Annotated in this window: 23 protein-coding genes; 4 read left to right on the top strand and 19 right to left on the bottom strand. The window is 69.2% G+C overall.

The annotated features are described in order from the left end of the window. The first annotated feature begins 121 nt into the window (after window positions 1-121). The 3 genes from AC4D12_RS13315 (at window position 122) to AC4D12_RS13305 (ending at window position 3,557) form a co-directional block, all read left to right on the top strand. Complete coding sequence (locus AC4D12_RS13315) at window positions 122-1,357, top strand: amidohydrolase (protein WP_490950656.1); 1,236 nt, start codon at window positions 122-124, stop codon at window positions 1,355-1,357. Continuing rightward, window positions 1,354-2,763, top strand: coding sequence for an amidase (locus AC4D12_RS13310; RefSeq protein WP_490950412.1), 1,410 nt, complete (start codon window positions 1,354-1,356; stop codon window positions 2,761-2,763). The genes AC4D12_RS13315 and AC4D12_RS13310 overlap by 4 nt, the downstream gene beginning before the upstream one ends. Window positions 2,764-2,849: 86 nt before the next feature. Continuing rightward, window positions 2,850-3,557 carry an 8-oxoguanine DNA glycosylase OGG fold protein gene (locus AC4D12_RS13305; RefSeq protein WP_490950411.1) on the top strand — a complete coding sequence of 236 codons (708 nt, stop codon included), beginning with the start codon at window positions 2,850-2,852 and terminating at the stop codon, window positions 3,555-3,557. A 61-nt stretch (window positions 3,558-3,618) separates the two neighbouring features. Here the strand turns inward: AC4D12_RS13305 and AC4D12_RS13300 are convergent, their stop codons facing one another. The 8 genes from AC4D12_RS13300 to AC4D12_RS13265 all read right to left on the bottom strand — a co-directional run bounded on the left by AC4D12_RS13300 (window position 3,619) and on the right by AC4D12_RS13265 (window position 10,387). Further along, on the bottom strand, window positions 3,619-3,987 hold the full coding sequence (locus AC4D12_RS13300) for a PH domain-containing protein (protein ID WP_490950410.1): 369 nt from the start codon (window positions 3,985-3,987) through the stop codon (window positions 3,619-3,621). Beyond that, window positions 3,984-5,162 carry a nuclease-related domain-containing protein gene (locus AC4D12_RS13295; protein ID WP_490950409.1) on the bottom strand — a complete coding sequence of 393 codons (1,179 nt, stop codon included), beginning with the start codon at window positions 5,160-5,162 and terminating at the stop codon, window positions 3,984-3,986. The genes AC4D12_RS13300 and AC4D12_RS13295 overlap by 4 nt, the downstream gene beginning before the upstream one ends. A 24-nt stretch (window positions 5,163-5,186) precedes the next feature. Further along, window positions 5,187-6,047 (bottom strand): nuclease-related domain-containing protein, encoded by an 861-nt coding sequence (locus AC4D12_RS13290; RefSeq protein WP_490950408.1) that lies wholly within the window; start codon window positions 6,045-6,047, stop codon window positions 5,187-5,189. Between the two features lie 171 nt (window positions 6,048-6,218). Beyond that, window positions 6,219-6,800 carry a TetR family transcriptional regulator gene (locus tag AC4D12_RS13285; protein ID WP_490950407.1) on the bottom strand — a complete coding sequence of 194 codons (582 nt, stop codon included), beginning with the start codon at window positions 6,798-6,800 and terminating at the stop codon, window positions 6,219-6,221. A gap of 98 nt (window positions 6,801-6,898) precedes the next feature. Next, window positions 6,899-7,762: an ABC transporter permease gene (locus tag AC4D12_RS13280; RefSeq protein ID WP_490950406.1), complete on the bottom strand. Its 864-nt coding sequence runs from the start codon at window positions 7,760-7,762 to the stop codon at window positions 6,899-6,901. Beyond that, window positions 7,749-8,696 (bottom strand): ABC transporter ATP-binding protein, encoded by a 948-nt coding sequence (locus AC4D12_RS13275; protein WP_490950405.1) that lies wholly within the window; start codon window positions 8,694-8,696, stop codon window positions 7,749-7,751. Before AC4D12_RS13275 ends, AC4D12_RS13280 begins: the two co-directional genes overlap by 14 nt. A gap of 46 nt (window positions 8,697-8,742) precedes the next feature. Then, complete coding sequence (locus tag AC4D12_RS13270; protein WP_490950404.1) at window positions 8,743-9,951, bottom strand: LolA family protein; 1,209 nt, start codon at window positions 9,949-9,951, stop codon at window positions 8,743-8,745. A 175-nt stretch (window positions 9,952-10,126) separates the two neighbouring features. Next, window positions 10,127-10,387 carry a GlsB/YeaQ/YmgE family stress response membrane protein gene (locus AC4D12_RS13265; protein WP_490950403.1) on the bottom strand — a complete coding sequence of 87 codons (261 nt, stop codon included), beginning with the start codon at window positions 10,385-10,387 and terminating at the stop codon, window positions 10,127-10,129. Between the two features lie 224 nt (window positions 10,388-10,611). Here AC4D12_RS13265 and AC4D12_RS13260 point away from each other — a divergent pair, with 224 nt between their 5' ends. Next, the gene (locus AC4D12_RS13260; protein ID WP_490950402.1) at window positions 10,612-11,019 is read left to right on the top strand and encodes a PGPGW domain-containing protein; all 408 of its coding nucleotides are present in this window, start codon (window positions 10,612-10,614) and stop codon (window positions 11,017-11,019) included. Between the two features lie 34 nt (window positions 11,020-11,053). Here AC4D12_RS13260 and AC4D12_RS13255 read toward each other — a convergent pair whose 3' ends face one another. The 11 genes from AC4D12_RS13255 to AC4D12_RS13205 all read right to left on the bottom strand — a co-directional run bounded on the left by AC4D12_RS13255 (window position 11,054) and on the right by AC4D12_RS13205 (window position 22,008). Then, window positions 11,054-12,280 (bottom strand): helix-turn-helix domain-containing protein, encoded by a 1,227-nt coding sequence (locus AC4D12_RS13255; protein WP_490950401.1) that lies wholly within the window; start codon window positions 12,278-12,280, stop codon window positions 11,054-11,056. 164 nt (window positions 12,281-12,444) lie between these two features. Continuing rightward, complete coding sequence (locus tag AC4D12_RS13250) at window positions 12,445-13,143, bottom strand: glycosyltransferase family 2 protein (protein ID WP_490950400.1); 699 nt, start codon at window positions 13,141-13,143, stop codon at window positions 12,445-12,447. Next, a complete protein-coding gene (locus AC4D12_RS13245; RefSeq protein ID WP_490950399.1) occupies window positions 13,143-14,510 on the bottom strand; it encodes a PIG-L family deacetylase in 1,368 nt (455 codons plus the stop codon). The genes AC4D12_RS13250 and AC4D12_RS13245 overlap by 1 nt, the downstream gene beginning before the upstream one ends. Next, a complete protein-coding gene (locus tag AC4D12_RS13240; protein ID WP_490950398.1) occupies window positions 14,507-15,469 on the bottom strand; it encodes an acyl-CoA dehydrogenase family protein in 963 nt (320 codons plus the stop codon). Before AC4D12_RS13240 ends, AC4D12_RS13245 begins: the two co-directional genes overlap by 4 nt. A gap of 189 nt (window positions 15,470-15,658) precedes the next feature. After that, window positions 15,659-16,108 carry a hypothetical protein gene (locus tag AC4D12_RS13235; RefSeq protein WP_490950397.1) on the bottom strand — a complete coding sequence of 150 codons (450 nt, stop codon included), beginning with the start codon at window positions 16,106-16,108 and terminating at the stop codon, window positions 15,659-15,661. Between the two features lie 123 nt (window positions 16,109-16,231). Beyond that, the gene (locus AC4D12_RS13230; protein WP_490950396.1) at window positions 16,232-17,077 is read right to left on the bottom strand and encodes an NAD(P)-dependent oxidoreductase; all 846 of its coding nucleotides are present in this window, start codon (window positions 17,075-17,077) and stop codon (window positions 16,232-16,234) included. 34 nt (window positions 17,078-17,111) lie between these two features. After that, a complete protein-coding gene (locus tag AC4D12_RS13225) occupies window positions 17,112-17,777 on the bottom strand; it encodes an SDR family NAD(P)-dependent oxidoreductase (RefSeq protein WP_490950395.1) in 666 nt (221 codons plus the stop codon). Between the two features lie 97 nt (window positions 17,778-17,874). Next, complete coding sequence (locus AC4D12_RS13220) at window positions 17,875-18,786, bottom strand: 2-hydroxy-3-oxopropionate reductase (protein WP_490950394.1); 912 nt, start codon at window positions 18,784-18,786, stop codon at window positions 17,875-17,877. Next, entirely contained in the window at window positions 18,783-19,457 is a 675-nt protein-coding gene (locus tag AC4D12_RS13215; RefSeq protein ID WP_490950393.1) for a bifunctional 4-hydroxy-2-oxoglutarate aldolase/2-dehydro-3-deoxy-phosphogluconate aldolase, read from the bottom strand. The genes AC4D12_RS13220 and AC4D12_RS13215 overlap by 4 nt, the downstream gene beginning before the upstream one ends. Further along, a complete protein-coding gene (locus AC4D12_RS13210) occupies window positions 19,454-20,728 on the bottom strand; it encodes a hypothetical protein (RefSeq protein ID WP_490950392.1) in 1,275 nt (424 codons plus the stop codon). The genes AC4D12_RS13215 and AC4D12_RS13210 overlap by 4 nt, the downstream gene beginning before the upstream one ends. Then, window positions 20,728-22,008, bottom strand: coding sequence for an enolase C-terminal domain-like protein (locus AC4D12_RS13205; RefSeq protein ID WP_490950391.1), 1,281 nt, complete (start codon window positions 22,006-22,008; stop codon window positions 20,728-20,730). The genes AC4D12_RS13210 and AC4D12_RS13205 overlap by 1 nt, the downstream gene beginning before the upstream one ends. Window positions 22,009-22,010: the final 2 nt, after the last annotated feature.

Genomic DNA, 22,010 nt, shown 5'->3' with positions numbered 1-22,010 from the left:
TCGGGTGACCCCGGCACGACGGCGAGGTGAACGTGCCGGGAAGGGTTCCCCTCGCGCTCGCCGTCGCAGTCCTGATGTACTCGAGGTGACCGCCCGCACTTCCGACTCCATGAAGGACACCATGGCCATCGACACCGCTGTCTTCGAGCTCACCGACGCCCACACCTCGGCGATGCACGAGCTGTACCGCCACCTCCACGCCCACCCCGAGCTGTCCATGCAGGAGACGCACACCGCCGCGTTCATCCTCGAGAAGCTCACGCACCTCGGGCTGGACGCGTTCATGTGCGGCGGGACCGGCGTCGTCGGCGTCCTCCGGAATGGCGACGGACCGGTGATCGGCTACCGCGCGGATACAGACGGTCTGCCCATGCTGGAGGACACGGGCCTCGACTACGCGAGTACGACGACGGGCGCGCTCGCCGACGGGACCGCGGTCCCGGTGATGCACGGCTGCGGGCACGACACCCACATCACGGTCGGCCTGACCGCCGCCCAGCTGCTGACCGAGAACCTCGACGCCTGGTCCGGCACCGTCGTCTTCATCTTCCAGCCCGGTGAGGAGATCGGCGAAGGGGCGGAGGCCATGGTCGAGGACGGGCTGTGGGACACAGCGCCGAAGCCTTCCATCATCTACGGGCAGCACGTGTGGCCCGGACTCACAGGAACCGTCAACATCAGCAAGGGCACGGCCATGGCGATGGCCGACTCCTGGCGCGTCACCGTGCAGGGCAAGCAGGCGCACGGCTCGCAGCCCGAGCAGTCGATCGACCCGATAGTCCTCGGCGCCCACATGGTGGTCCGGTTGCAGACCGTCGTCTCGCGGGAGGTGCACCCGATGAAGTCGGCCGTGGTCACCATCGGCACGTTCCATGCGGGGCTGAAGGAGAACATCATTCCGGCGACGGCGGAGTTCACCCTCAACGTGCGCACGTTCGATCCCGAGGTGCGCGAGCGCGTGCTCGTCTCCCTCCGCCGGATCATCAGCGCGGAGGCCATGGCGTCGGGTGCGCCGGAGCCGACCATCGAGGAGATCACCAGCTTCCCCCAGTGCTACAACGATCCCGACTCGACAACGGACCTGATGGCCGTGCTCGGTGAGGTATTGGGCGAGGACGCCGTGATCGAGTCCCCGCCGGTCATGGGTAGCGAGGACTTCGGACTGCTGGCCGAGGCCATCGGCGTGCCGAGCGTCTACTGGTTCTTCGGCGGGCACCCGCAGGCACTGCTCGACGGCGACACCCCGCCGCCCGGTAACCACTCGCCCTTCTTCGCGCCCGCCCTCGAGCCGACCCTGACCACGGGTGTGCGCGCTGCCATGACGGCGCTGCTCTCGCAGGTCGGGACGCCCGCGTGACCGCTGAGCTGCACGAGCTCTCCGCCGTCGAGCTGACCGGCGCCATCCGGCGTGGCGAGGTGTCTGCGCGGGAAGCGCTCGAAGCGCACTTCGCGCGGATCGACGCCGTCAACGGCGCGATCAACGCCGTCGTCACCCAGGACCGCGAGGGAGCGGCGGCGCTCGCGGCCGCCGCGGACCGGCTGACGACGTCGGGCGCCGACCTCCCGCCGCTCCACGGGCTGCCGATGACGCATAAGGACACCCACAACACGCGGGGCATGCGCACCACGCAGGGGTCGGCGATCTTCAAGGACTTCGTTCCCACGTTCGACGACCTCGTCATCGGGCGCCTCCGCGCCGCGGGAGTGGTGACGACCGGCAAGACCAACGTGCCCGAGTTCGCCGCCGGGTCGCACACCTTCAACGAGGTGTTCGGCACCACCGTGAATCCCTACGACATCACCCGGAGTGCGGGTGGCAGCAGCGGGGGAGTGGCGGCGTCCATCGCGGCGCGGATCCAGCCACTGGGCGACGGCAGCGACATGGGCGGATCGCTGCGGATCCCGGCGTCCTTCTGCAACATCGTCGGGTATCGGCCGTCCATCGGTGTGGTGCCCTCCGTGCCCACGCGTAACGCCTGGGCCTGGCTGAGCCGCACCGGGCTGATGGCGCGTAGCGTCGAGGACATCGCGCTCGGCATGACGGCGATCGCGGGTGCCGATGCGGCCGTCCCCTACGCCTACCCGGTGCGGGGGTCCTTCGGCGACCCGCTGGAGCGCGACCTCACGGGCCTGCGCATCGGGTGGTCCGCCCACGCGGGGCTCGGCGTCCCCGTGGACCGCGAGGTGCTGCGCGTGCTCGAGGGGCAGCTGCAGGTGTTCACCGATCTCGGTGCCACCGTCGAGGACGCGGCACCGGACCTGCGCGACGCCGACCGCGTCTTCACGACCACGCGGGCCTTCGACTTCGTGCTCGGCCTCGGCGAGCTGGTGCGGAAGCACGGCGACGTGATCAAGCAGGAGATCCGGTGGAACGTGGAGCAGGGGCTGGCCCTGACCGCTCAGGACCTCGTGGACGCCGCACTCGCCCGGACCAGGCTCGACACGAGCGTGCGCCGGTGGTTCGGCCAGTACGACGTCCTCGCCACTCCGGCCGCGCAGGTCCTCCCGTTCGATGCGGCCCAGCGCTACCCGACGTCGGTGAACGGCGTGGAGTTCGGGACGTACCTCGACTGGATGCGCTCGGCCACCCTGATTTCCGCGACGGGTCTACCGGCCGTCTCGGTACCGTCGGGCTTCAGCGACGGCGGTCTGCCGGTCGGTCTGCAGCTCGCCATGCCGCACGGCGGCGACGTCGACCTGCTGCGGGTGGTCCACGCCTTCGAGCAGGCGACGGGCTGGGCGAAGCGCACGCCGGACCTGTAGAGAAGGAATAACGTGGCCGCGCAACCGTTTTACTGACTCACTGTCGAAATACGTCGGGGCTTACTCAATTCACATACTGTGACCTCATGACCTTCAACGCCCCGCACACCCCGGTTCCCGACAAGCTTCGCGAATGGGTGGATGAACATTCGCGCGTACTGGCCATAACCGAACATGGCTTCGATCTGGATGTCGGCTGGTGGAACGAGCGACTATCCGGTGTTCCGGGTGGACCAGTCATGGGGATCGGAGGAGAAACCGTCCAAGGGCGAATTAGTCGCGGATCCCTCTTCGACATGGCAGATTCCGCACGAAAGGATGAGTCTGGCGACTCGGCGCTGAGATTGCTCTGGCACGCTCTGGCTTGGGGATCGGGCTCGAATCACCGTAATAGCCCGCGCCGCATCGCGGCCATCGCAGCATTGCCAGCTCCTGGCAAGCTCCTGAAGCAGGTGGCTGAACTGTCTTCCACCGACCCCAAAGCCGCATTTCTTCTGATGCAACCGCGCGGGAATGCCATAAAGTACCTGGGGCCCAACTTCTTCACCAAGTTCATGTACTTCGCGGGCGGGGGAGTAATCGATCATGCGTGTCTCATTGTCGACAATCGCGTGCTCAGGACTCTCGGCCGGGTCACCGGGCAGAAGGAGTTTGATCCTGGCACGACTAACTACGGTTGGAAGACATATGTGGCAGCGCTCGAACAAATGAAGTCGTGGTCGGAGGAGCTGTCTACAGGCAGTAGGACAGTCGGACCTGATGAGGTTGAACGCTGGGCTTTTGCTGCGCGATAGGCAGATAACCACCAGGCAAGAGATTTGATATCGCGTCATCACTTGCCCGGTCCTGCGGCTCTCAACGGTTGATGATGTGCCAGAGGATGACGTCGTGGGCGTGCTTGGCCTTCTCGTCTCCCCGGAAGTCCGCTTCGAAGGCTTTGGAGCCGGCCGAGACCGCGATCGACGAACTGGACGCGAACTTCCCCAGCATCGACTTGTTGGTCAGCATCGATACCGCCTGGATGTTGCGGTACGGCAGTGACGTGAGCGCCACCTTATTGCCCACGAAGCTCTTGTCCTGGAGGATCACCCGCTGATTGGTCAGGCCGATGAAGCCCGTCCCCACGCCGATGCAGTCGTAGACGGCGATGGGCTGTTCGCCCTGAAGAAGGCCGGCGACGATCATGTGCAGCTGCTCGGGCCGATCGTGCGCTACCTGGTTCATCCGACATCTTTCTGTTGGCGGGTCGAGGCGGCGCGTCGCAGGATCGACGGATCCGCTGTGTCCGGTTCGACCAGCATCCCCGATCCGGCGGCCTGGGCGATGCACCACGCCCTGAGCCCGCCGGGCACGAGTGCCTTCAACCCGATCCCTCCGGTGATGTGCGTGCCGACGAGCGAGCCGAACAGCCCCACGTGGAGGCCGCTCGACCTCAATCGCTCGTCCCTGAGGCTCGCGAGCAGAGCGTTCCTCACGTCTTCAGGTGACGCCGAGGCTGCCGGTACGAGCCGTTCGACGTGAGCCTTGACGATCGGACCAACCATCGCGTGCGGCCCTTTCGATGGCGCCTTCGTCACCACTGCTCGGGTAGCTGTAGAGGGCGGGGAGGCATCACGGCCGGGTGGGACGATTTCCGTCCGGTCGGCACCGGCATTGCTGTCCGTTCCGCCGCCCGCACCGGTGTGGGCGCTGGCTCCGGTGTCGAGGAGGGCAGCCAGTTCGAGGTGCAGGGCTGCCAGTTCGCGGTGGATCGCTGCAACGCGATGTGCCGTCGGCACGGGAGCGGGCGGCGGGGGCGCGATTTTCCGCCGGACTCCGTTCGAGATGGAGCATCGGAACAGCTCCGCCAGTGCCTCTGCCAACTCGATGCGGCACGCAGAGCCCTCGACGACGAGCGCAGCGGGGCCGGTGATCCGTTCGATCGTCACGGCAAGGTCGTCGAGCGTGGTGTGCACGCGACCAAAGCGCAATCGTTCGAGCTGCGTTGCACCGGTCACCTGCGGTGAGTAAACCGCCTGGTACGGATTGACGGCCAATTCCTCGACAGCAGGAAAATGCTGATCCCGGATGCCGCGCAAGGCTTTCCGGACTGCCTTGGCCTGTTTGCTCACCTGCTCCACAGGGTTCGAGACGGTGGTCCCATCGGCGAGGACCCACGGCTTTCCCTCGTCCGTGGCCTCCAGGACGGGCGACGGGAAATGCTTCCACTCGCTGACCAGGAATGTGCCCTTGACGGCGTTGTAGAACAGCCAATCGACCTCGGCCACCGGCTGCCCCGGCACGTCCACGCGGCAGTTGCTGAAGGCCCAGACGTGATCGTCGAGGAGCCGGTGGAGGCGGGCTACGTTGGCTGCGCGCGCAGTGTCCGCTGCAGTGCTGGTCGAGGGGAAATGAAGCATCGTGATCCTTGCGGCGTGGGGTGGTCAGAGCGGCGGGAAGATGCCTGCCGCCGACACGAGGAACGCGGCCGGTGCGGCCAGCAGCCAGCCGATCCGCCGTCGTCGTGCCTGCTTCACGGCGCGCACCAGCGCGTCGAAGTGCCCGACGACGTCGGCCGGGTTCCGGAGGGTCGGTGCGCTGCGTGTCCACGTATCAGGCTGGGCCGCGGCCGCGGACAGGAGTGCCACCTGATCGGGCGAGAACACCCCGGGGCGGCGTCCGAGCCATGCGCGGACCTCATGGGGCGTGAGGACGGAGACCGACTCGTGCTTCTCGCGCCGGGTGAGCTGACGGCTACCGACGACGACGATCAGGGCTTCGGCGGTCACGTCGTCACGAACCGCCGCGGAGAGCAACTTCGCGGCGCGGGCGCCCTCGTGTGCCGAGTTCCGGAGGTAGGGCACCCGGGTGCCGTTCACCATGAACGTTCCCTTGGCCGTCCAGATCCTGGCCCCCTCGTGGTGCTTCGTGTTGATCGTGAAGACGCCGGCCGGTCCGATCACCACGTGGTCGATGTCCGAGGACCGGGTGCCGACCGGGACGGCGTGCAGCACCGTCCATTTGGGACCGAGGGTGGCGAGGACACGGCCCACCAGGCGCTCGCCGAGCGCCCCTGCGTACCAGGACTGCGCGGACGCAGGCAGCAGCGGTACGCCGAACATCCTCCCCAGGAAACCGCGGGGTGGGGCCGCGGCCTGCAGCGTCAGTACCTGCTCCATGACGGCCTGCCCGGCAGCACGCCGGCGGAGCGGGCCGATGGTCGCGGGTGGAGCCGGAACCCCGCCCTTCGGACCGGCGTCCGGCGCAAGGCCTGCAGTCGATTCTGCTCTCAGGTCAGCAGTCATCGGGCGGTCCTCGACGTCATGGGTGTCCCCCGTGGGGTTCGCGTGACCGGACGGGATGCCCGGTCCCTTCGAACCTATGCCCGCTACCTCGTATGGCCGCGCCTGCTCGGCTCTGTTTGTCGGCAGGTTTGCATCAGGATGAACGCACCCGGACCGCGTCCGTCGCAGGCCTCAGCGGGCTTTCAGCAGCGCGATCGCCTGGCGCAGCCCTTCCTCCATGCTGACGCTCCTGTCATACAGCCATTGCAGCTGAAGACCGTCGAACGTACCGAGGAGCAGGCGTGCGGCCCATTCGGCGTCGATGTCCGCCCGGTACTCTCCCGAGCGCTGCCGCTCACGGACGTCCTGGGCGACGTTGTGTACCAGGCCCACGTAGCGGTCGTGGAAGTACCGGTGCGAGGCGTGAGAGGGCTGATGCGCTGTCGCCGAGGCCACCGCGTGCAGGGCGGTGAGTCCTGGCTGGTCCTCGTTGTGCGCGGCGATCGTGGGGAGGTCGTCGATGGTGATGCCCTTCTCCCCGGCGAGTTCCCGGGCGCGTTCGTCCCGCTCGGCGAGCACGGCCTGCTGCAGTTCCTGCTTGCTGCTGAAGTAGTGGAAGAGGGTGGCCTCCTGCACGCCCACGAGTTCGGCGACACGCTTGAGCGCCGCCCCCTCGAACCCTGCGGTCGCGAAGACGTCCGTCGCCGTCTCGACGATCATGCGCCGCCTCTGCTCGCCCTTCGCGTACGGCCCGCGCACTACTCTCCCTGTCATGGCCCCAGTGTAGGAGTGACCAGCAGCCCGGTGCGTCTCGGCTCCGGGTGACCCTTCTCGATGACGGACACCTCAGGGAAGCAGCGGCGCCGGACGTTTCAGCTCAGGATGTCCTTGGTGCTGAAGCGCCCGTACGCCAGCGCTCCGAAGACCGCGATGTACCCGGCCTGGAGCAGGGCGTTGTCGAGGAACGAGGTCCACACGATGGGCTGCCGCAGGAAGTCGGCGAACCCGAGCCAGTAGTTGGTGAACAACCACGGGTGCAGCCACTCGAGCTGCGGCAGGGCGCCGAGGATCTGCGCGACGGCGGCGAGCGCGGCCGTCGCGGCCATCGCTCCGACAGGAATGGTGGTGAGGGTCGAGATGAACAGGCCGATCGCGCTGAGACCCAGCAGGGACACCGTCACGTACAACGCCAGGAGGAGCAGCCGCCCGAAGTAGCCGCCGATCCCGACGGTGTCACCCGAGAGCAGCGTGACCGGTCCTATGGGGAAGAGGATGGCGCCGATGATCGCACCGGTGACGACGACCGTGAGCGTGGCGACGAAACAGAACACGGCAGCGCCGGCGTACTTGACCAGGAGCAGCCGGATGCGCCCCGCCGGTGCGACCAGCAGATAGCGCAGGGTGCCGAGGTTGGCCTCACCGGCGATGGTGTCGCCGGCGACGACACCGATGGTCAGGGGCAGGAACAGCGGGATGGCGACGGTGAGGGCGGTCAGGGAGACGAACAATCCATTCTCCGTGATGCTGTTGAGGAAGGCGGGACCGCGCCCACTGGCGGAGCCGTCCGAGGACACCCGGACGACGACGGCGATGAGGATGGGGATCAGCGCCAGGGCACCGATCATTGCCCAGGTACGGAGCCGCCGGAACAGCACAGTGATCTCCGACAGGACGAGCGTGAGCCCGAGCGAGCCCTTCGGCCTGGCCTCGACTGCGGTTCCGTCAGCCTGCGACATCGAATCCCTCTCCTGTGAGCGCGACGAACCGGTCCTCGAGCGAGGCGCCGCTGGCTTCGAATCCGCGCACCCTGACATCGGCGTGCACCAGCGCCGCGTTGACCGTCTCCGGCTGCAGGCCGTCGACGGACAGCTCCGCGGTGATGACGTCGTCGCGCCCGTGCAGTTGCGGCGTGAGGCCGAGTCCGGTGAGCACGCGGTGTGCGTCCGCGTAGTCCGGAGTCTCGATCCGGACCCGGGCGGTACCGACGGCTCGGAGCTCATCGAGCGTGCCCTGCGCCACGAGCCGACCGGCGCTCATCACCGCGATCATGGAGCACATCTGCTCCACCTCCGCGAGCAGGTGGCTCGAGACGAAGATCGTGGTGCCGTCGTCGGACAGGGATTTGATGAGGTTGCGGACCTCCCGCGTGCCCTGCGGGTCGAGGCCGTTGGTGGGCTCGTCGAGGATGAGCAGATCCCGGGGAGCGAGCAGGGCATTGGCGATGCCGAGGCGCTGCTTCATCCCCAGCGAATAGGCGTGGGCCCGTTTCTTGGCAGCATGGCCGAGGCCGACGCGCTCGAGGGCGGCATCGACGCGAGCGTTGCGTGTGGAGGGGGACGTGTGGCGATCTGCTGCGTCGAACCGCTGCAGATTGGCACGGCCGGAGAGGAACGGGTAGATGGCCGGCCCCTCGACGAGGGCTCCCACCCTGGGTAGGACGCCCCGCGCGTCGCGCGGCATCACGCCGTCGAGCAGTCGGATCTCGCCGCTCGAGGCGGCGCTCAACCCCAGCAGCATCCGGATGGTGGTGGTCTTGCCGGACCCGTTGGGCCCGAGGAAGCCGAAGACGGTGCCGCGCGGGACGGCGAGGTCCACGCCGTCGACGGCCTTCTGCTGGCCGAAGGTCTTACTGAGGCCATGCGTCTCGATGGCGAAGCGCGCGCCCGTCACCGCGCAGTCCGAACCGTGGGTCCGGACTGCGCGGGTGCTGCTGCGGTCACTGCTGGGCGGCAGCGACGAGCTGGTCGACGCCTACAGCGCCTGCGAGGATACGGCCGTCATCGGTGATGAGAACGGAGACGAGCGAGGTCTGCAGGGCGCGCCCGCCGTCGACCTGCATGAGAGCCTGCTCGAGCAGGGCCTGCGCTCCGGCGACCTCCTCGGGGTCCATGCCCGGCTTGATCTCCATGATGTCGCCCATGCCGGCGCTCTCGCCCGTGCCGGGGTTCAGCCCGAGCTTGGCCGCGCTGCCGGCAGGCAGCTCGACGATGGTGCTCCAGTCCTCGCCGATGATCGTGGGCCGCTCGGGGTCCACGGCCTCGGGATCGAGCGAGCCGCGCTTGGCTTCGAGCTCGGCGCGAGCCTCCTCGGCTGTTGGCAGTTCGGTGACGGTGGCGCCGGCCGGGGCGGCGAACTGGAAGATGCTCGCATCCGGTGCGGTGAAGTCGACCGAGCTGAAGCCGGCCTGGAAAGCGGCTTCCTCCTGGCCCTTGGCCTGGACGGTGACGCTGAGCGGAACGCCGGTCTCGGAATCGACGGCCACCGAGATGGAGCCGATCAGGGTCGCGGGATCCTCGGGTGTCAGGAGGAGCTCGTAGGCGCTCCGGCCGGCGACGCGGCTGGTGCCGTCCACGGTCACCTCGGTGCTGGGATCCACCTCGGCGAGGAAGACCTGAGCGAGTTCGGCCGGCGTGCGGGGGAGGTTCTGCACCTCGGGGTATTCGGCTGCCTTCTGCTGCAGGGTGGCCTCGAGCTCGGCCTTGACCTGCTCCTTGTCCGGCAGGCCGGCGTGGACGGCCTCGTTGGTCTGGGAGTTGTAGCTCCAGACCTCGTCCTCGTTCACGATGACGTCACGCTGCGCGAGCTGATCCAAGACCTGCACACGGGCCTTCTCCGGGCCGTCGACGTACACCTGGGCGGTGTGCTCACCGGTCAGCAGTTCGAGCGCGGTGGAGGTGGGGTCAGAACTCGAGGTGGCGCCCGGCGGGGTGGCCATGGCGAGGTCCGGCAGTCCGAGGTCCGACGACTGCTCGACGGTGCCCGAGTAGGCGTCGTCGGAGCTGGTGGCCACGAACTCGAGCAACTCCTGAGCGGTCTTCGCGGGCAGCTGTGGTTGTGCCTCGGCCACTGCGGAGCCGCTCACGGCGGCACCTACGATGACGACCGGGACGATGCCGGCGGGGAGCCAGCGCCAGTTCTTGTTCATGAGAGAGCCTTCCGAACGATTACGTACCCCACTTGAGCCACACGCTACACCTCGGGGCCGACATGTTCTACAACGTGTAGTAGTGGAACGAATGGGAGGTGGAGTGCGTGCCGTGATTCCGTCGTCGAGCGGGAACGGGCGCGCCTACCGACCTCCCCCGGGTGGCCCCGCAGGGCTAGCGGCCCACGCGCCGGCGGCCGGCGACGCTCTCCGCGACGCCGATCAGGAGCACTGCCGCGATCACCGACACGATGAAGCCGAGGACGTTCAACTCGAAGATGTTGCCGGTGTGGAGCAGGCTCGCGATCGAGCCGCCGATCACCGACCCGACGAGGCCCAGCAGGAGGGTGGCGATGAAGCCCAGGTTCTGCCTGCCGGGCTTGATGAGGCGTGCGAGCGCACCGATGATGAGCCCCGCAACGATGAATCCGATCATGATCTGCTCCTTGTCGATGAGCGCGAGAGGGAACCAGGCCTGCAACCCGTCGGCTGAAGGGTGCGACGCCTTGCCGCGGGTGGCCTGACCATCAACGATAGAGGAATGCAAAGCATGCTGAGGAATTTTCGATGACCGGGAGGACGACCGGGAAGAGGGAGTGTGGCGAATCGCACGGCGCAGTCTCCGCCGGCCGGTCCAGACCCCACGGAGCGAGCAGAATCATGGGGCTCGCGGTCGGGTGGGTGCTCGTGCTGGTCGGCGTCGCCGCCCTGGTGCTGCCGGGACCGGGATTGCTCGCCTTGGTTGCCGGGCTGGCCGTCCTGGCGCAGCAGTACGACTGGGCGCGGCGGGCGCTGCAGCCCGTCAAGAGCAGGGCCTTCGCGGCGGCAGCGCAGGGGGTGCGGACCACCGGCGCCATCGTGCTGAGCTTCACCGGCGCACTCCTGCTGATCATCGTCGGCGTGGTGTGGGGTCTGCAGCCGCCGGTGCCCGGCTGGTGGCCGCTCGAGGAGCGCTGGTGGTTGCCCGGCGGCTGGAACGTGGGATCGGGGCTGATCATCTCCGGCGTGCTCGCGGCCGTCTTCATCGTCTACAGCATCAGGAGGTTCAGGCCGGGCGCGTCACGGTGACGGCGTGGAACGCGTCAGTTGCACGAGCCCTGCATCAGGCGCCGAGTGCGCGCACCTGCTCCAGAAGCTCGAAGGCCTTCTCGTCAGCGCCTGCCTCCGAGTACAGGCGTGCCGCCGCGGAGAGGTGGTGCTCGGCCTGCTTCCGTGAACCCCGCGCCAGGTAGTACTGGCCGAGGCAGTACTCGAGTTCGGCGTCGGCCTCGAAGTCGAGGAGATCCCGACCCTGAGTGAGCTGCTTCAGGAGGGACTCTGCCTCGGCGAGGTCCTCCATGACCAGTGCAACCCTCACCCGGGTCAGCTTCAACTGAAGTATCTGAGCCTCGGTGCCGACGAGCGACAGGCCGATCCCCGCCTTCCTGATCGATTCGCGAACCGAGTCGTCGAAGACACCGGCCTGCAGCTTCAACCAGGCGCTGGCGCTGTGGAAGTCGGACCACAAGTGGAGATCGGCCTCGGGCAGGAGCAATCGGGCGGCAAGTTCGTGCTGGTGCCTGCCCTCGGCCACGTCACCCCGCCGGAAAGCGACGTTGCCGATGGCCCAGGCCCCCTGCGCGATGGTGACGGAGGGGACGGACGGCGTGGCGCCCGTGATATCGAGTCCGAGGGCCACTTCCCAGGCCTCGTCGAGATCACCCATCACTGCGAGGGCTGCGATCAACGTGAATGCGGTCTCCATGCGTGCCGGCGCAGCTTTGCTCAGTACCTCCGCAACGGTCATGGACTCCCGTGCCAGCTCGAGCGCCCTAGTGAGGCGTCCGGTGCTCCGTGCGATGACCGACAGGCGACCCAGGACGATCGCGTGGAGTTCGGGTACCGGTGGCATCAGCGTCGAAGCCTCCATGCGCAGAAGTACGGCCTCGGCCTCACGAAGTCGACGCAGTGCGATGAGTGATTGCGCCTGCAGCATCGACATGAGCCACCACGCCGACCCGTTCCGTTGCTCCTGGGCGATGTTGGCGGCGTGTTCGGCCTCAGCGGCCGCGAGTTCGTCATCCCGCATATTCCGGGCGCTGTTGGCCGCGAAGACCGCGAGAGTGAGAGCTGATTCGTCCCCGGCCGTCGGCGTCTCGACCCACCAGGTGAGGGTGCGCGCGTCCATGCCGAGACGCTCCGCGAAGTGCTGCACCATGCCGGGCGTCGGCTGGCGCTGGTCATGCTCGAGGAGCGAGATGAACCGGCTGGAGTACGCGCCGTCGCCCAGTTCCACCTGCGTCATGCCTTTGGCGGTGCGCGCCTGGCGCAGCATCTCGCCGAACCTCATGGAATCACCGTTGTCATCGAACCTGTCGAACCCCCCTCGAGCACGGCCACGAGGCCCGGACCACGCCGGCATCGACTCGTGACTCCCCATGTCTAGCAGACCCCTTGGACATTCACTACAACGTCGTAAACGCCGTCCCCGGGTACCGAGGCCCCATAGCCCGGTCAGCGCGTGATCGGGGTGCCGAGTTCGCGCAGGTAGGAGGAGAACCCCCCGGGCGCGCGGCCCACCGTGCGCGAGGACGTGGCGACCTGCAGCGCGGCGGTCGCCGTCCATCGTGCGCCGGAGGCCTTCGCCCGGGCCGCGAGATCGACGTCCTCGTCATGTGCCAGTGGCCGGAAACCGCCGACCCCCTCGTAGGTGCTGCCCCTGATCCCCAGATTCGCGCCGTGAACGTGACCATGCCCTTCGACCGCGGAGTACGAGTCCGCCCAGAGCTGCAGCCGCTCGGTGTTGTCGGCGGTGAGGACGGGCCGGACGGTGCCCAGCACGAGGTCGTGGTCCGCCGCGAGCCGGTGGAAACGAACCAGCCAGTCCCGCGGCACCGTCGTGTCCGCGTCGGTGGCCGCGATCCACGTATGGCTCGGCAAGCTGCGTGATCGCGCCAGCGCGAAGCGGACGCCTGCGTGCCGGGCCGCTCCCACCGAACCGAAGGAACCGGCGATGACAGAGACGCCCGGCGTCCTGCGGGCAATGCGTTCCGATCCGTCCGTGCACCGATCGAGGACCACCGTGACCGAGACCAGGACCCGCGGGATGGTGCGCAGCAACTGCCTGCGCGCGGTGTCGAGCGATGCCAGGCAGTCGGGCAGCGAGTCCTCCTCGTTGCGGGCGGGGACGACGACGGCCACCTGACCGGGCATCACAGCAGGCCCTCGCGCCGAGCCACCGACGTTGCAGGAGCGGGAACGAGCACTTCCAGCAGGAAGTCCTCCTCGGTGTGGAGGGCCAGGGTCGACAGGCCGGAGAGGCGGCGCACGCGCTCGTGCACGGCGTCGCCGTCGAGCTCCCAGCCCTCGATCGGGTAGCGCCAATGGCAGAGCACGAGGACGCCGTCGTCCGTGAGTGAGGTGCGGATGAGGCGTATGACGTCGTCGAGCTGGTCCGAGGAGAGGAAGTAGCCGGTCTCGGAGAGAACGATCAGGTCGAAGGGACCATCATCCTCCGGCCAGTCGCGGGGAACGGTGGCGAGCCGGGCCGTCGCGGCCTCGTCGAGGATGAGCGCCTCGTTCGTCCGGCGGACCGCGGTCTCGCTGGTGTCGAGCGCCAGGAGCATGTCGGAACGCGCGGCCAGATCCTGGGTCAGGGCGCCGACCGAGCAACCGATCTCGAGGGTCCGTTCGAAGCGCTGCCGTGGCAGGCTCCCCATGGTCAGGGCTCGTTTGCGCTGCTCGTAGAAGCGGTCCGTCACGTCCCACGGATCGGCCTTGTCCTGGTGCAGCCGTTCGAAGGTCGAGGAGCCACCACTGACGAAGAAGGCTTCGACGTCGCGCTCGAAGTGCTCGATCACGGCGGGAGTGAGCAGGACCTCGTCACCGGGCGCGTCGGAGAGGGGCGCCGTCTGCGATACGTGGAGAGCGAGGGCCGAGCGCTTCCGCTCGTGGTCGTCGGGGTCGAGCCTGTGCAGGGTGAGGTCAGCGAGGTCCTGCGCCTGGTCCGTCGCCGTACCCCAGTGCCACAGCCAGATGGGGTATTCGAGCAGCGCGATGTCCCGCGCGGAACACACCTCGGCGGCAGCGTGTCCGACGACGTCGTGGTCTGTGTGTCCGTCGCGTCGCCAAGGCGCTGCGACGAGCGTGCGCGGATCGTCGCCGTCGCCCAGATGGCGGAGGAGGGCGGCTTCGACCGCGGGGCGGGTGAGGCCTCCGTCGGGCAGTCCCTCGAAGGTGAGCTGCGCGGAGGGCGCCAGCACCTGCAGGGCGCCGCTCACCTCCGCACGCCGTACCTCGGCGAGCTGCTCGGGGGCGTGGGTGGGGGAGGAGGGGTGGGAGCCCTCGCCGTCGGTCAGGACGACGACGTCGCAGCGGACGCCCTCACGCGCGAGACGGGCGAGCAGGCCGCCGGCGCCGAGGGTCTCGTCATCGGGATGTGCGGCGAGGAGGACGAAGCGCGCGGGGAGCCGACCGTCGAACAATTCGTCCACCCGCAGCTCGTCGGTGGCCTCCCGGTCCTGCTGCCAAATGCGCCAGTGACTCTCCGGTGTTCCTTCGGCGTCGTGCGTGAAGGTCACCACGGTGATACGCCCCCGTGCGCGAGATCCAGGACGCGCTGCCCCAGCGAGGCGTCGTCGCGTTCCGCGTGGTGCTGGCGGAGGTAGAGGTTCAGGTCGGCGACCCGTGCGGCATGCTGCTCGTCGAAGGCCAGCGGCTGCGGACCCAGTGCGTGGGACGCGGCTTCGAGGACCAGCTCGGCGGACCGGAAGGCGGAGGCGCGGACCCGTGCCGCGATCAGGGCGCCTTGCTGGCCCGCCGCGCGTCCGGTGTCGACGGCGTCCGCCGCATCGGCGAGAAGGGTCCGGGTCTCGTGAAGGGCGGTGTCGACCCGGCCGAGGTGCATGAGCATCACCTGGTCAGGGGAGCGCCGCCCTGCGGCACTCAGGAGCGTTCTGGCGACGCCGAGCGCGCCGCCGTACCAGCAGGCAGCCACACCCATCCCGCCCCAGGCGAAGCCGTCGCGCCGGAGATACCAGTCGGTGGCACCCAGCGGTGTCGCGGCCACCGTATCGAAGGTCACCGAGCAACTGGTCACGAGCGGTAGGCCGTGGCTCACCCAGGTGTCCGCCGGCTCGAACGTCACGCCGTCACGTCGGAGGTCGACGGCGAAGGCGCGGCGCCCGCCGTCGACCCGCGCCGTCACGACGGCATGATCGAGGTGCTCGGCGAGGGAGCACCAGGGCTTCGTGCCCGTGAGCGTCCAGGCCCCGTCCGGTTCCTCCGAGGCCTGGAGCGCGAGCCCGGGGCTCTCGGCGGCGAAGACTCCCCAGACGCCTGATGGGGGGAGCGCCGTCGGCGCTCCTCGATTCGCCTGATCGATGATGGCCAGCGCATCGAGGTGTGGTTCGACGACGCGGGCGACCGACAGGTCGATGGCGGCGAGGGTGGTGAGGGCGTCCCACGTCTCGGCGGTCCGTCCCGACCCGGGAGAGGGAACGCCGTCGCCGAGCGCGTGGGCGAGGGCGAGCGATCTCACGAGCGACCCTCGTGCCGCATTCGCCTGGAGTGTCAGTGAATCCAGGGGTGACGCGACCCCGGTGGTCGTCACGCGCGGCCGACTCTCGAACGGTGGATCCGGGGGCGGGTCATCTTCGCAGTGTACTGACCAGTCCGCAATCGGCATTCGGTCTTGACTTCCGAGCGCCCGGCGGGAACCTACCCCTGCTCACGCCTCCGGAGGGAGCGCCTCGTGGTGTTCGAGGCCCTTGGTGCGGCGGTCCTCTTTCATCTCGGCCTCGAACAGGTGCCGCTTGCCCTCGACGAGGGAGTCGCGGGCCTCCTTCTCGAAGGCCTTGAACTCGGCGTAGTAGTGGTCGTCGTAGTCCTCCATGATCTGGAAGGTCCAGCGACCCTTGATCACGTTGCGCCCGATGATCTCCGTGGCCAGTTTGTCTGCGATCTCCGTGTGGCCGGCCTTGCGGAACAGCTCCTCGGCGTCGGACAGGTTGAGATCGGCCTTGCCCGTCAGGCGGTGGAAGCCGTAGAGGTAGCCGCGGGCGTGCTCCACGACCTCGAGTGCCTCGGAGAGTTTGCCGAGGGCCTCGACGGTGATGTCGGAGACGCCCTCAGGGCGCTGATGGGTTGCGTCGGGACCGGGGGTGTCGATGGTTGCCATGCTCGTACCGTACCCACTTCCGCCGACGGTCAGACAGTGCAGACGCGCCCCTCTCCCGCGGTGGCCGGGGCGACCGGGCCACGCGTAGGTGCGCAATCCCGGATCAGGCGCCGGGGTGCGTGACTAGCCGAGCTCCGGCTTCGCGATCACCGCGATGTCGTCGTCGCCCCGGCCGGCCCGCTGCGCTTCCGTGAGGGACTGCAACAGCGCTGTGACGGCGGGCAGCGGATCGGGTGTGGAGCGGAGGATCAGCCTCGCGTCCTTCGCCAGCAGGTCGGCGGAGAACTGGGTGTCGCCGAAGGTGCCGCCGGTGATCACAGGCCCCTTCATGCCGGCGATGACGCCGAGGCCCGTGCCTGTGAGGAGGTCCATGACCGCGGCGGCGTCGAGGCCGTTGGCGGCGCCGAGGCGCAGTGCCTCCACGAGTCCCTGCAGCGAGACGCCCAGCGCGAGGTTGGCGAGGAGCTTGCCGGTCGCGGCGTCCGACGGCGTGGCGACACGGCGCAGGCGCTCCGGGTCGGCCCACAGCGCGGCGAGGGGCTCGACGACGTCGACGTCCACCTCAGCACCTCCGAGGAGCACGCCCAACTGCCCGGCACGCGCGGGCGCGAGGCTGCCGATCACGGGCCCGTGCACGTAGCGGACGCCCGCGGCCGACGCGTACTCGGCGAACTCCCGGGCGTCCTCGGGGGAGACCGTCGTGACGTCGAGCCACACGGCGTCCGCGGGCACCTCGAGACCGGACAGCACCACATCCCGGACGGTGTCCGGGCCGAAGAGGACGGTCATGACGACGTCGGCGCCGCGCACGGCGTCCTCCGCCGTTCCTCCCACCGTTGCCCCGGCGTCGCGGAGGCGGTCGACGGCGCCCGGGGTGCGGTTCCAGGCGGTGACGTGGTGACCCGCGGCGACGAGGTGCACGCCGAGTTCGTGGCCCATGCGGCCGACGCCGAGCAGTGCGATCTTCATGCTGTCCTCCAGGAGTTGCGGGGTGGTCGGGTGATCAGTCTTCGCTGACCTGATAGCGGAAGGTGTCCCGCTTCACGTGCAGGTCCCAGAGGTGACCGGCGAGGACGTCGGGATCCTTCTCGGGATCACCCTCGACGATCGCGCCGCCGATGATGAGCTGCGACACGTGGATACCCTCCTCCCCGAGTACCTCGTGCAGGAGCTGGGCGTAGGCGGCCTGGCCTGCGAAGGCCACCGAGGTACCGGTGAAGGACCGGCCGGGCTTCACGGCGGAGCCGCCGTTGACGAAGAGGATGGTGCCGCGGTTCTCACCGAGGAACCGCATGCCGGGAACCACCTGGTGCACGGCGGCGACGGGTCCGTAGATGGAGAACTCGACCGGCCCCCGGAGGTCCTCCGGGGTGGTCTCGAGGACGGGACGCATGAAGTCCTTCTGCGGCAGCGGGCTGTACTGGAGCACCTCGATGGGACCGAGGGTCTCCGTCGCAGCCTCGAGCGCGGCGGCGATGGACGCGGGGTCGCGGACGTCGGCGACGAACCCGCGGGCGTGCACGCCGACCTTCCCGAGGTCCTCCGCCAGAGCGTCGAGCTTGCCCTGGTTGCGGGAGATGAGAGCCACGGAGAATCCCTCGGCGCCGAAACGCCGAGCTACGGCGGCCCCGAGGCCGCGTCCTGCACCGATGATCGCGAGAGTAGTCATGACAGGTGTAAGCCGGGAGGCCCCGTGATCATTCCGTCATCATTTCGTGATCGTCCCGTTGTCATCACTCACGCAGGGAGGGGCCTGCCACAGACGCTCAGTCCGGAGCCCGGCCGGACAGCCGCTCGACACCGACCAGCAGGGCAGAATGGTCGAGTGCGCCGTCGCCGGTCGCGACGAGCGAGGCCATGAGTTGCCCGAGCAGTCCGCTCATCGGCAGCACCACGGAGGCGTCGCGAGCCGTCGCGAGTGCTATTCCGAGATCCTTGTGATGAAGCTCCGCGCGGAAACCGGGAGTGAACGAGTGCTCCAGCATCCCCGCGGCCTTCCGCTGCAGCACCGTGCTTCCCGCCAGCCCCCCTCCGAGCACCTCGACGGCCGCCGCCAGGTCCACGGCCTGGGCATCGAGCAGTGTCAGGGCCTCGGCGAGGATCTGGATGTTGCCGGCAACGATCAACTGGTTCGCGGCCTTCACCGTCTGCCCTGAACCCGCGGGTCCCACGTGGACGATCGTGCTGCCCAGCACCTCGAGGACCGGCCGCGCACTGTCGAGGTCCGACGACGAACCGCCCACCATGACGGACAGCGTTCCGTCGATCGCAGCCTGCTCCCCGCCGCTCACCGGTGCATCGAGAACGCGGATGCCGCACGCGGCACCCTCGTCGGCGATTCGTCGGGAGGTCCCCGGGGCGATCGAACTCATGTCGATCAGGAGCGTCCCGGGTGCCGCGGCTCCGAATACGCCGCCGTCGCCGAGCACCACGGCCTCGACGTCCGGCGAGTCGGGGAGCATGGTCACCACGATGTCCGCACCGGCCACCGCGTCGGCGATGCTGGCCGCTGCCCTCCCGCCGTGTTCCTCGAGGGCTGCCGCTCGGGCCGGTGAGCGGTTGAACCCCGCGACCGCGTGGCCTGCGTCGACGAGATTGCGGGCCATGGGCAGGCCCATGATGCCGAGGCCGAGGAAGGCAACGGTGGCCGCGCTGGTCGTGGTGGTCGATGGGGTCATGAGACGGTCTCCTCCTGGTGCATGGCCGGCAGGTTCCAGCGGTTGTCGATCAAGCCGATGGCGCGGCGCGCGCGCGCGGCGAGGGCATCGAGGTCGCCGTCGTCGTCGAAGGCGTCCCGCACGAGGTCGCGGCTGAGCCCGATCAGCGCGGCACCGGCCGTGAGGTAGCCGGGTGCCTCGTCGATCAGCACACCGCCGGTCGGGAACAGCGGGATCTCCGGGAGCGGCCCGGCGAGTTCCTCGATGTAGGCGATCCCCCCCACCGGACCCACGGGAGACACCTTGACGGCCTCGACGCCGTAGCCCCACGCCGTCACGATCTCCGTGGGGGTCAGCGCCCCCGGGATGAAGGACACCCCGCGCGAACGTGCCGCGGCGATGACCCGCGGGTCGGCGATCTGACTCACCAGGAACTGCGCGCCGGCGTCGATCGCGGCCAGCGCCTGCTCCTCGGTGCGGACGGTTCCCGCACCCACGACGACGTGGGACGGGAGCTCGCGCCGGGCGGCGGCGATGGCTTCGAGCGCGCCCGCCGTGGTCAGGGTGATCTCGACGGCAGGGATCCCGTTGTCGGCCAGGACGCGGCAGACGTCGTGGAAACGCTCGGCGTGCTGTGCGCGGAGCACGGCGACCACCGGGCGTTCGGCGAGCCGTGCGGTGAGTGCGGTCATGAGGCTGGCTCCTGAGCTGGTTCTCGTGCTGGTTCTCGTGCTGGGTCAGGTGACGGGTGAGGTGGCGGGGCAGGTGGCTCGCGCACCTCCGTCCGCAGGTCGGCGAGTGCCTCGGCTGCACAGTCGAGTCGGGCAGCGGAGGCGAGGCCGCCGTGATAGATGTGCAGCTCGTCGGCTCCGGCTGCGACCAGCGAGCGCCAGTGGGAGCGCAGGGACTGCGGGTCGGCCGGCGACGGCGGTAGGACGGTCGTGTACGCGCCCGTCCGCAGCCCCCGGTGCCGCGCCGTCACCTCCTTCGTCCGTCGCACCCGCTCGCGGCTCGCGGCCCCGTGCTCCCAGGCGTCGACGACGACGGCATCCGGTCCCTGACGGTCGCTGCGGTCACCCTCCTTCCGTGGGGTGACAAGGGCCTCGAGAGAGGTGTTCGGACCTGTTGCCCACGGGTCGGGCGCCGCGAAGAACGCGAGGTCCCTGACACCACCGGCTCTCGCGGCCTCGCAGGAGGCGTCACGGACCGCCGCCGTGGCCCTGCGGCGGACCGCGAGGACAGCGTCGGCGGCGTCGTCGAGCACGTCCGCGACGCAGGGCGCCCCCGTCCCGATGCCGTGGCGCACGAGGATACGTAGGCGCTGCACGTCCACGCCCGCGTCCCCGTACGCCACGGTGCAGGGCGGGCAGAAGCACAGGGAGAGGAGGCCCTCGTCGGTGGTGCTCCAGTCCGCACCCGCGGACTTCTCGTGGGTCGACTGGTGCGCGACTCCCAGCGGTCCGCACGCCTCGATGATCATCGCGTCCGCGGCGGTACTGCGCGCCGCCTCCGCGACCAGCGTGCCCGCGTACCGGACGACGTCGGGTTGGGACGGGCACAGCGCGTAGGCGTAGGTCTCGTCGAAGGCGTTCATGACGCACAGGTCCGGCGTGTCTGCGCCCGCCCCGTCGGCGTGCGTGATCACCACCCAGGCGCGGGTGCGGATGCCGGAACCCGCGAGGAGATCGCGCGCGCCGGTGAACGAGTGCGAGCCCGTGGGCTCCGCCGCGTTCCGCGGGCGCAGCCGGGACTCGCCCCAGATGTGGTCGCGGACCGGGAAGTACACGCCCGACGGCGCGTCGACGACCCGGCGGTCCGGCCGCCTCGGTGTCGCCGCGCGCACCGCATGGTAGGCGGCGGCGAGGGTGACGTCGTCGAATCCCAGACCCGCGAGTTCGGCGGCGGACGCTCGGGTGGGCACGTCCCAGGGGTAGGCGTAGAGCGTTGCCGCGAGGGGTTCCATCAGAAGCGGGGGAGCGTCGGCGAGTAGGCGGGCTGGATGCCCTGCATGTACCCGGTGTCGTCCCGCGTCGTCCGTCCCGATGCGACGTACACGGCATGGAGGCGGGCGAGCTGGTCGAGGTCCAGCTCGACTCCGAGGCCGGGCGTCGTCGGGACCGCCACCGTGCCGTCGTGGATCTCGAGCACGCCCGACTTCACCACCTCGTCCGCGCTGTTCCACGGGTAGTGGGTGTCGCACGCGTAGGCGAGCTGCGGGGTGGCGGCGGCGACGTGCGTCATGGCTGCGAGGGAGATGCCGAGATGTGAGTTGGAGTGCATCGACATCCCGATGCCGAGGGCGTCGCACAGGGCGCCGAGTTCTCGGGTGTGCCGGAGCCCGCCCCAGTAGTGATGGTCCGACAGGATGATCTGCACCGAGTCCTTGAGCACGGCTTCCCTCACCTGCTCGGGCGTGACGACACACATGTTCGTCGCCAGCGGGATCCCGGCCTCGCGGGCCACGGCGGACATCGCGTCCAGTCCGAGCACGGGATCCTCGAAGTACTCGAGCGTCCCACGGAGTTCGCGGGCCACCATCAGCGCCGTCTCCACCGTCCAGGCGCCGTTCGGATCGATCCGCAGGGGGTGGCCCGGGAAGGCCGCGGCGAGCGCGCGGATGGCGGCGATCTCCTCCTCCGGCGGGAAGACCCCTGCCTTGAGCTTGATCGACCCGAACCCGAATGCATCGATCAGGACGCGTGCCTGCCTGACGATCCCCTCGGGGTCGAGGGCGGGCCCCCAGGCGTCCTCGGTGACCTCCCCGTGCGTCCCGCCGGTGTCGCTGCCGGCGGTCGGCGGATGCTCGCCCCACTTGTAGAAGAGGTACGCACTGTAGGGGACGTGCGTGCGGACGGCGCCGCCGAGCAGCTCCGACACCGGCAGGCCGGTCAGGTGCCCCTGGGCGTCGTGGCACGCGACGTCGATGATCGAGTACACGACGCGTCGCTGCAGCCGCGACAGCGGCCCGGCGTCGCCCCCGAGCACCTCGTTGACCGTCCGCTCGATCCCGTTGAGATCGAAGACGCCGGCACCGACGAGGGCCGGGCGTACCTGCTCGAGGCGGTCGAGCACCTCGCGTTCGCCGGAACCTTCGCCCAGTCCGATGACCTGGCGACCCGCGCCGTCCTCGACCACGAGCTGCAGGATGGTGCGGAGCGCGAGGGGTTCGTGGACGCCGTTGGAGTTCAGCAGCGGGGGGTCGCGGAAGGCGATGGGGGTGATGATGAGGTCCTTGATCTGCACGA

The organism is Arthrobacter sp. TJ-266, from assembly GCF_058269115.1.
Note: the sequence above shows the minus strand (reverse complement) of the source record. Positions and strands in the feature narration are given on the sequence as shown.

Coding starts and splice junctions, on each gene's coding strand:
- AC4D12_RS13260 (WP_490950402.1), top strand. CDS start 10,612: ATGGGGCTCGCGGTCGGGTGGGTGCTCGTGCTGGTCGGCGTCGCCGCC.
- AC4D12_RS13315 (WP_490950656.1), top strand. CDS start 122: ATGGCCATCGACACCGCTGTCTTCGAGCTCACCGACGCCCACACCTCG.
- AC4D12_RS13255 (WP_490950401.1), bottom strand. CDS start 12,280: ATGAGGTTCGGCGAGATGCTGCGCCAGGCGCGCACCGCCAAAGGCATG.
- AC4D12_RS13250 (WP_490950400.1), bottom strand. CDS start 13,143: ATGCCCGGTCAGGTGGCCGTCGTCGTCCCCGCCCGCAACGAGGAGGAC.
- AC4D12_RS13220 (WP_490950394.1), bottom strand. CDS start 18,786: ATGACCCCATCGACCACCACGACCAGCGCGGCCACCGTTGCCTTCCTC.
- AC4D12_RS13265 (WP_490950403.1), bottom strand. CDS start 10,387: ATGATCGGATTCATCGTTGCGGGGCTCATCATCGGTGCGCTCGCACGC.
- AC4D12_RS13270 (WP_490950404.1), bottom strand. CDS start 9,951: ATGAACAAGAACTGGCGCTGGCTCCCCGCCGGCATCGTCCCGGTCGTC.
- AC4D12_RS13305 (WP_490950411.1), top strand. CDS start 2,850: ATGACCTTCAACGCCCCGCACACCCCGGTTCCCGACAAGCTTCGCGAA.
- AC4D12_RS13210 (WP_490950392.1), bottom strand. CDS start 20,728: ATGGAACCCCTCGCGGCAACGCTCTACGCCTACCCCTGGGACGTGCCC.
- AC4D12_RS13290 (WP_490950408.1), bottom strand. CDS start 6,047: ATGACTGCTGACCTGAGAGCAGAATCGACTGCAGGCCTTGCGCCGGAC.
- AC4D12_RS13280 (WP_490950406.1), bottom strand. CDS start 7,762: ATGTCGCAGGCTGACGGAACCGCAGTCGAGGCCAGGCCGAAGGGCTCG.
- AC4D12_RS13215 (WP_490950393.1), bottom strand. CDS start 19,457: ATGACCGCACTCACCGCACGGCTCGCCGAACGCCCGGTGGTCGCCGTG.
- AC4D12_RS13300 (WP_490950410.1), bottom strand. CDS start 3,987: ATGAACCAGGTAGCGCACGATCGGCCCGAGCAGCTGCACATGATCGTC.
- AC4D12_RS13235 (WP_490950397.1), bottom strand. CDS start 16,108: ATGGCAACCATCGACACCCCCGGTCCCGACGCAACCCATCAGCGCCCT.
- AC4D12_RS13285 (WP_490950407.1), bottom strand. CDS start 6,800: ATGACAGGGAGAGTAGTGCGCGGGCCGTACGCGAAGGGCGAGCAGAGG.
- AC4D12_RS13230 (WP_490950396.1), bottom strand. CDS start 17,077: ATGAAGATCGCACTGCTCGGCGTCGGCCGCATGGGCCACGAACTCGGC.
- AC4D12_RS13295 (WP_490950409.1), bottom strand. CDS start 5,162: ATGCTTCATTTCCCCTCGACCAGCACTGCAGCGGACACTGCGCGCGCA.
- AC4D12_RS13225 (WP_490950395.1), bottom strand. CDS start 17,777: ATGACTACTCTCGCGATCATCGGTGCAGGACGCGGCCTCGGGGCCGCC.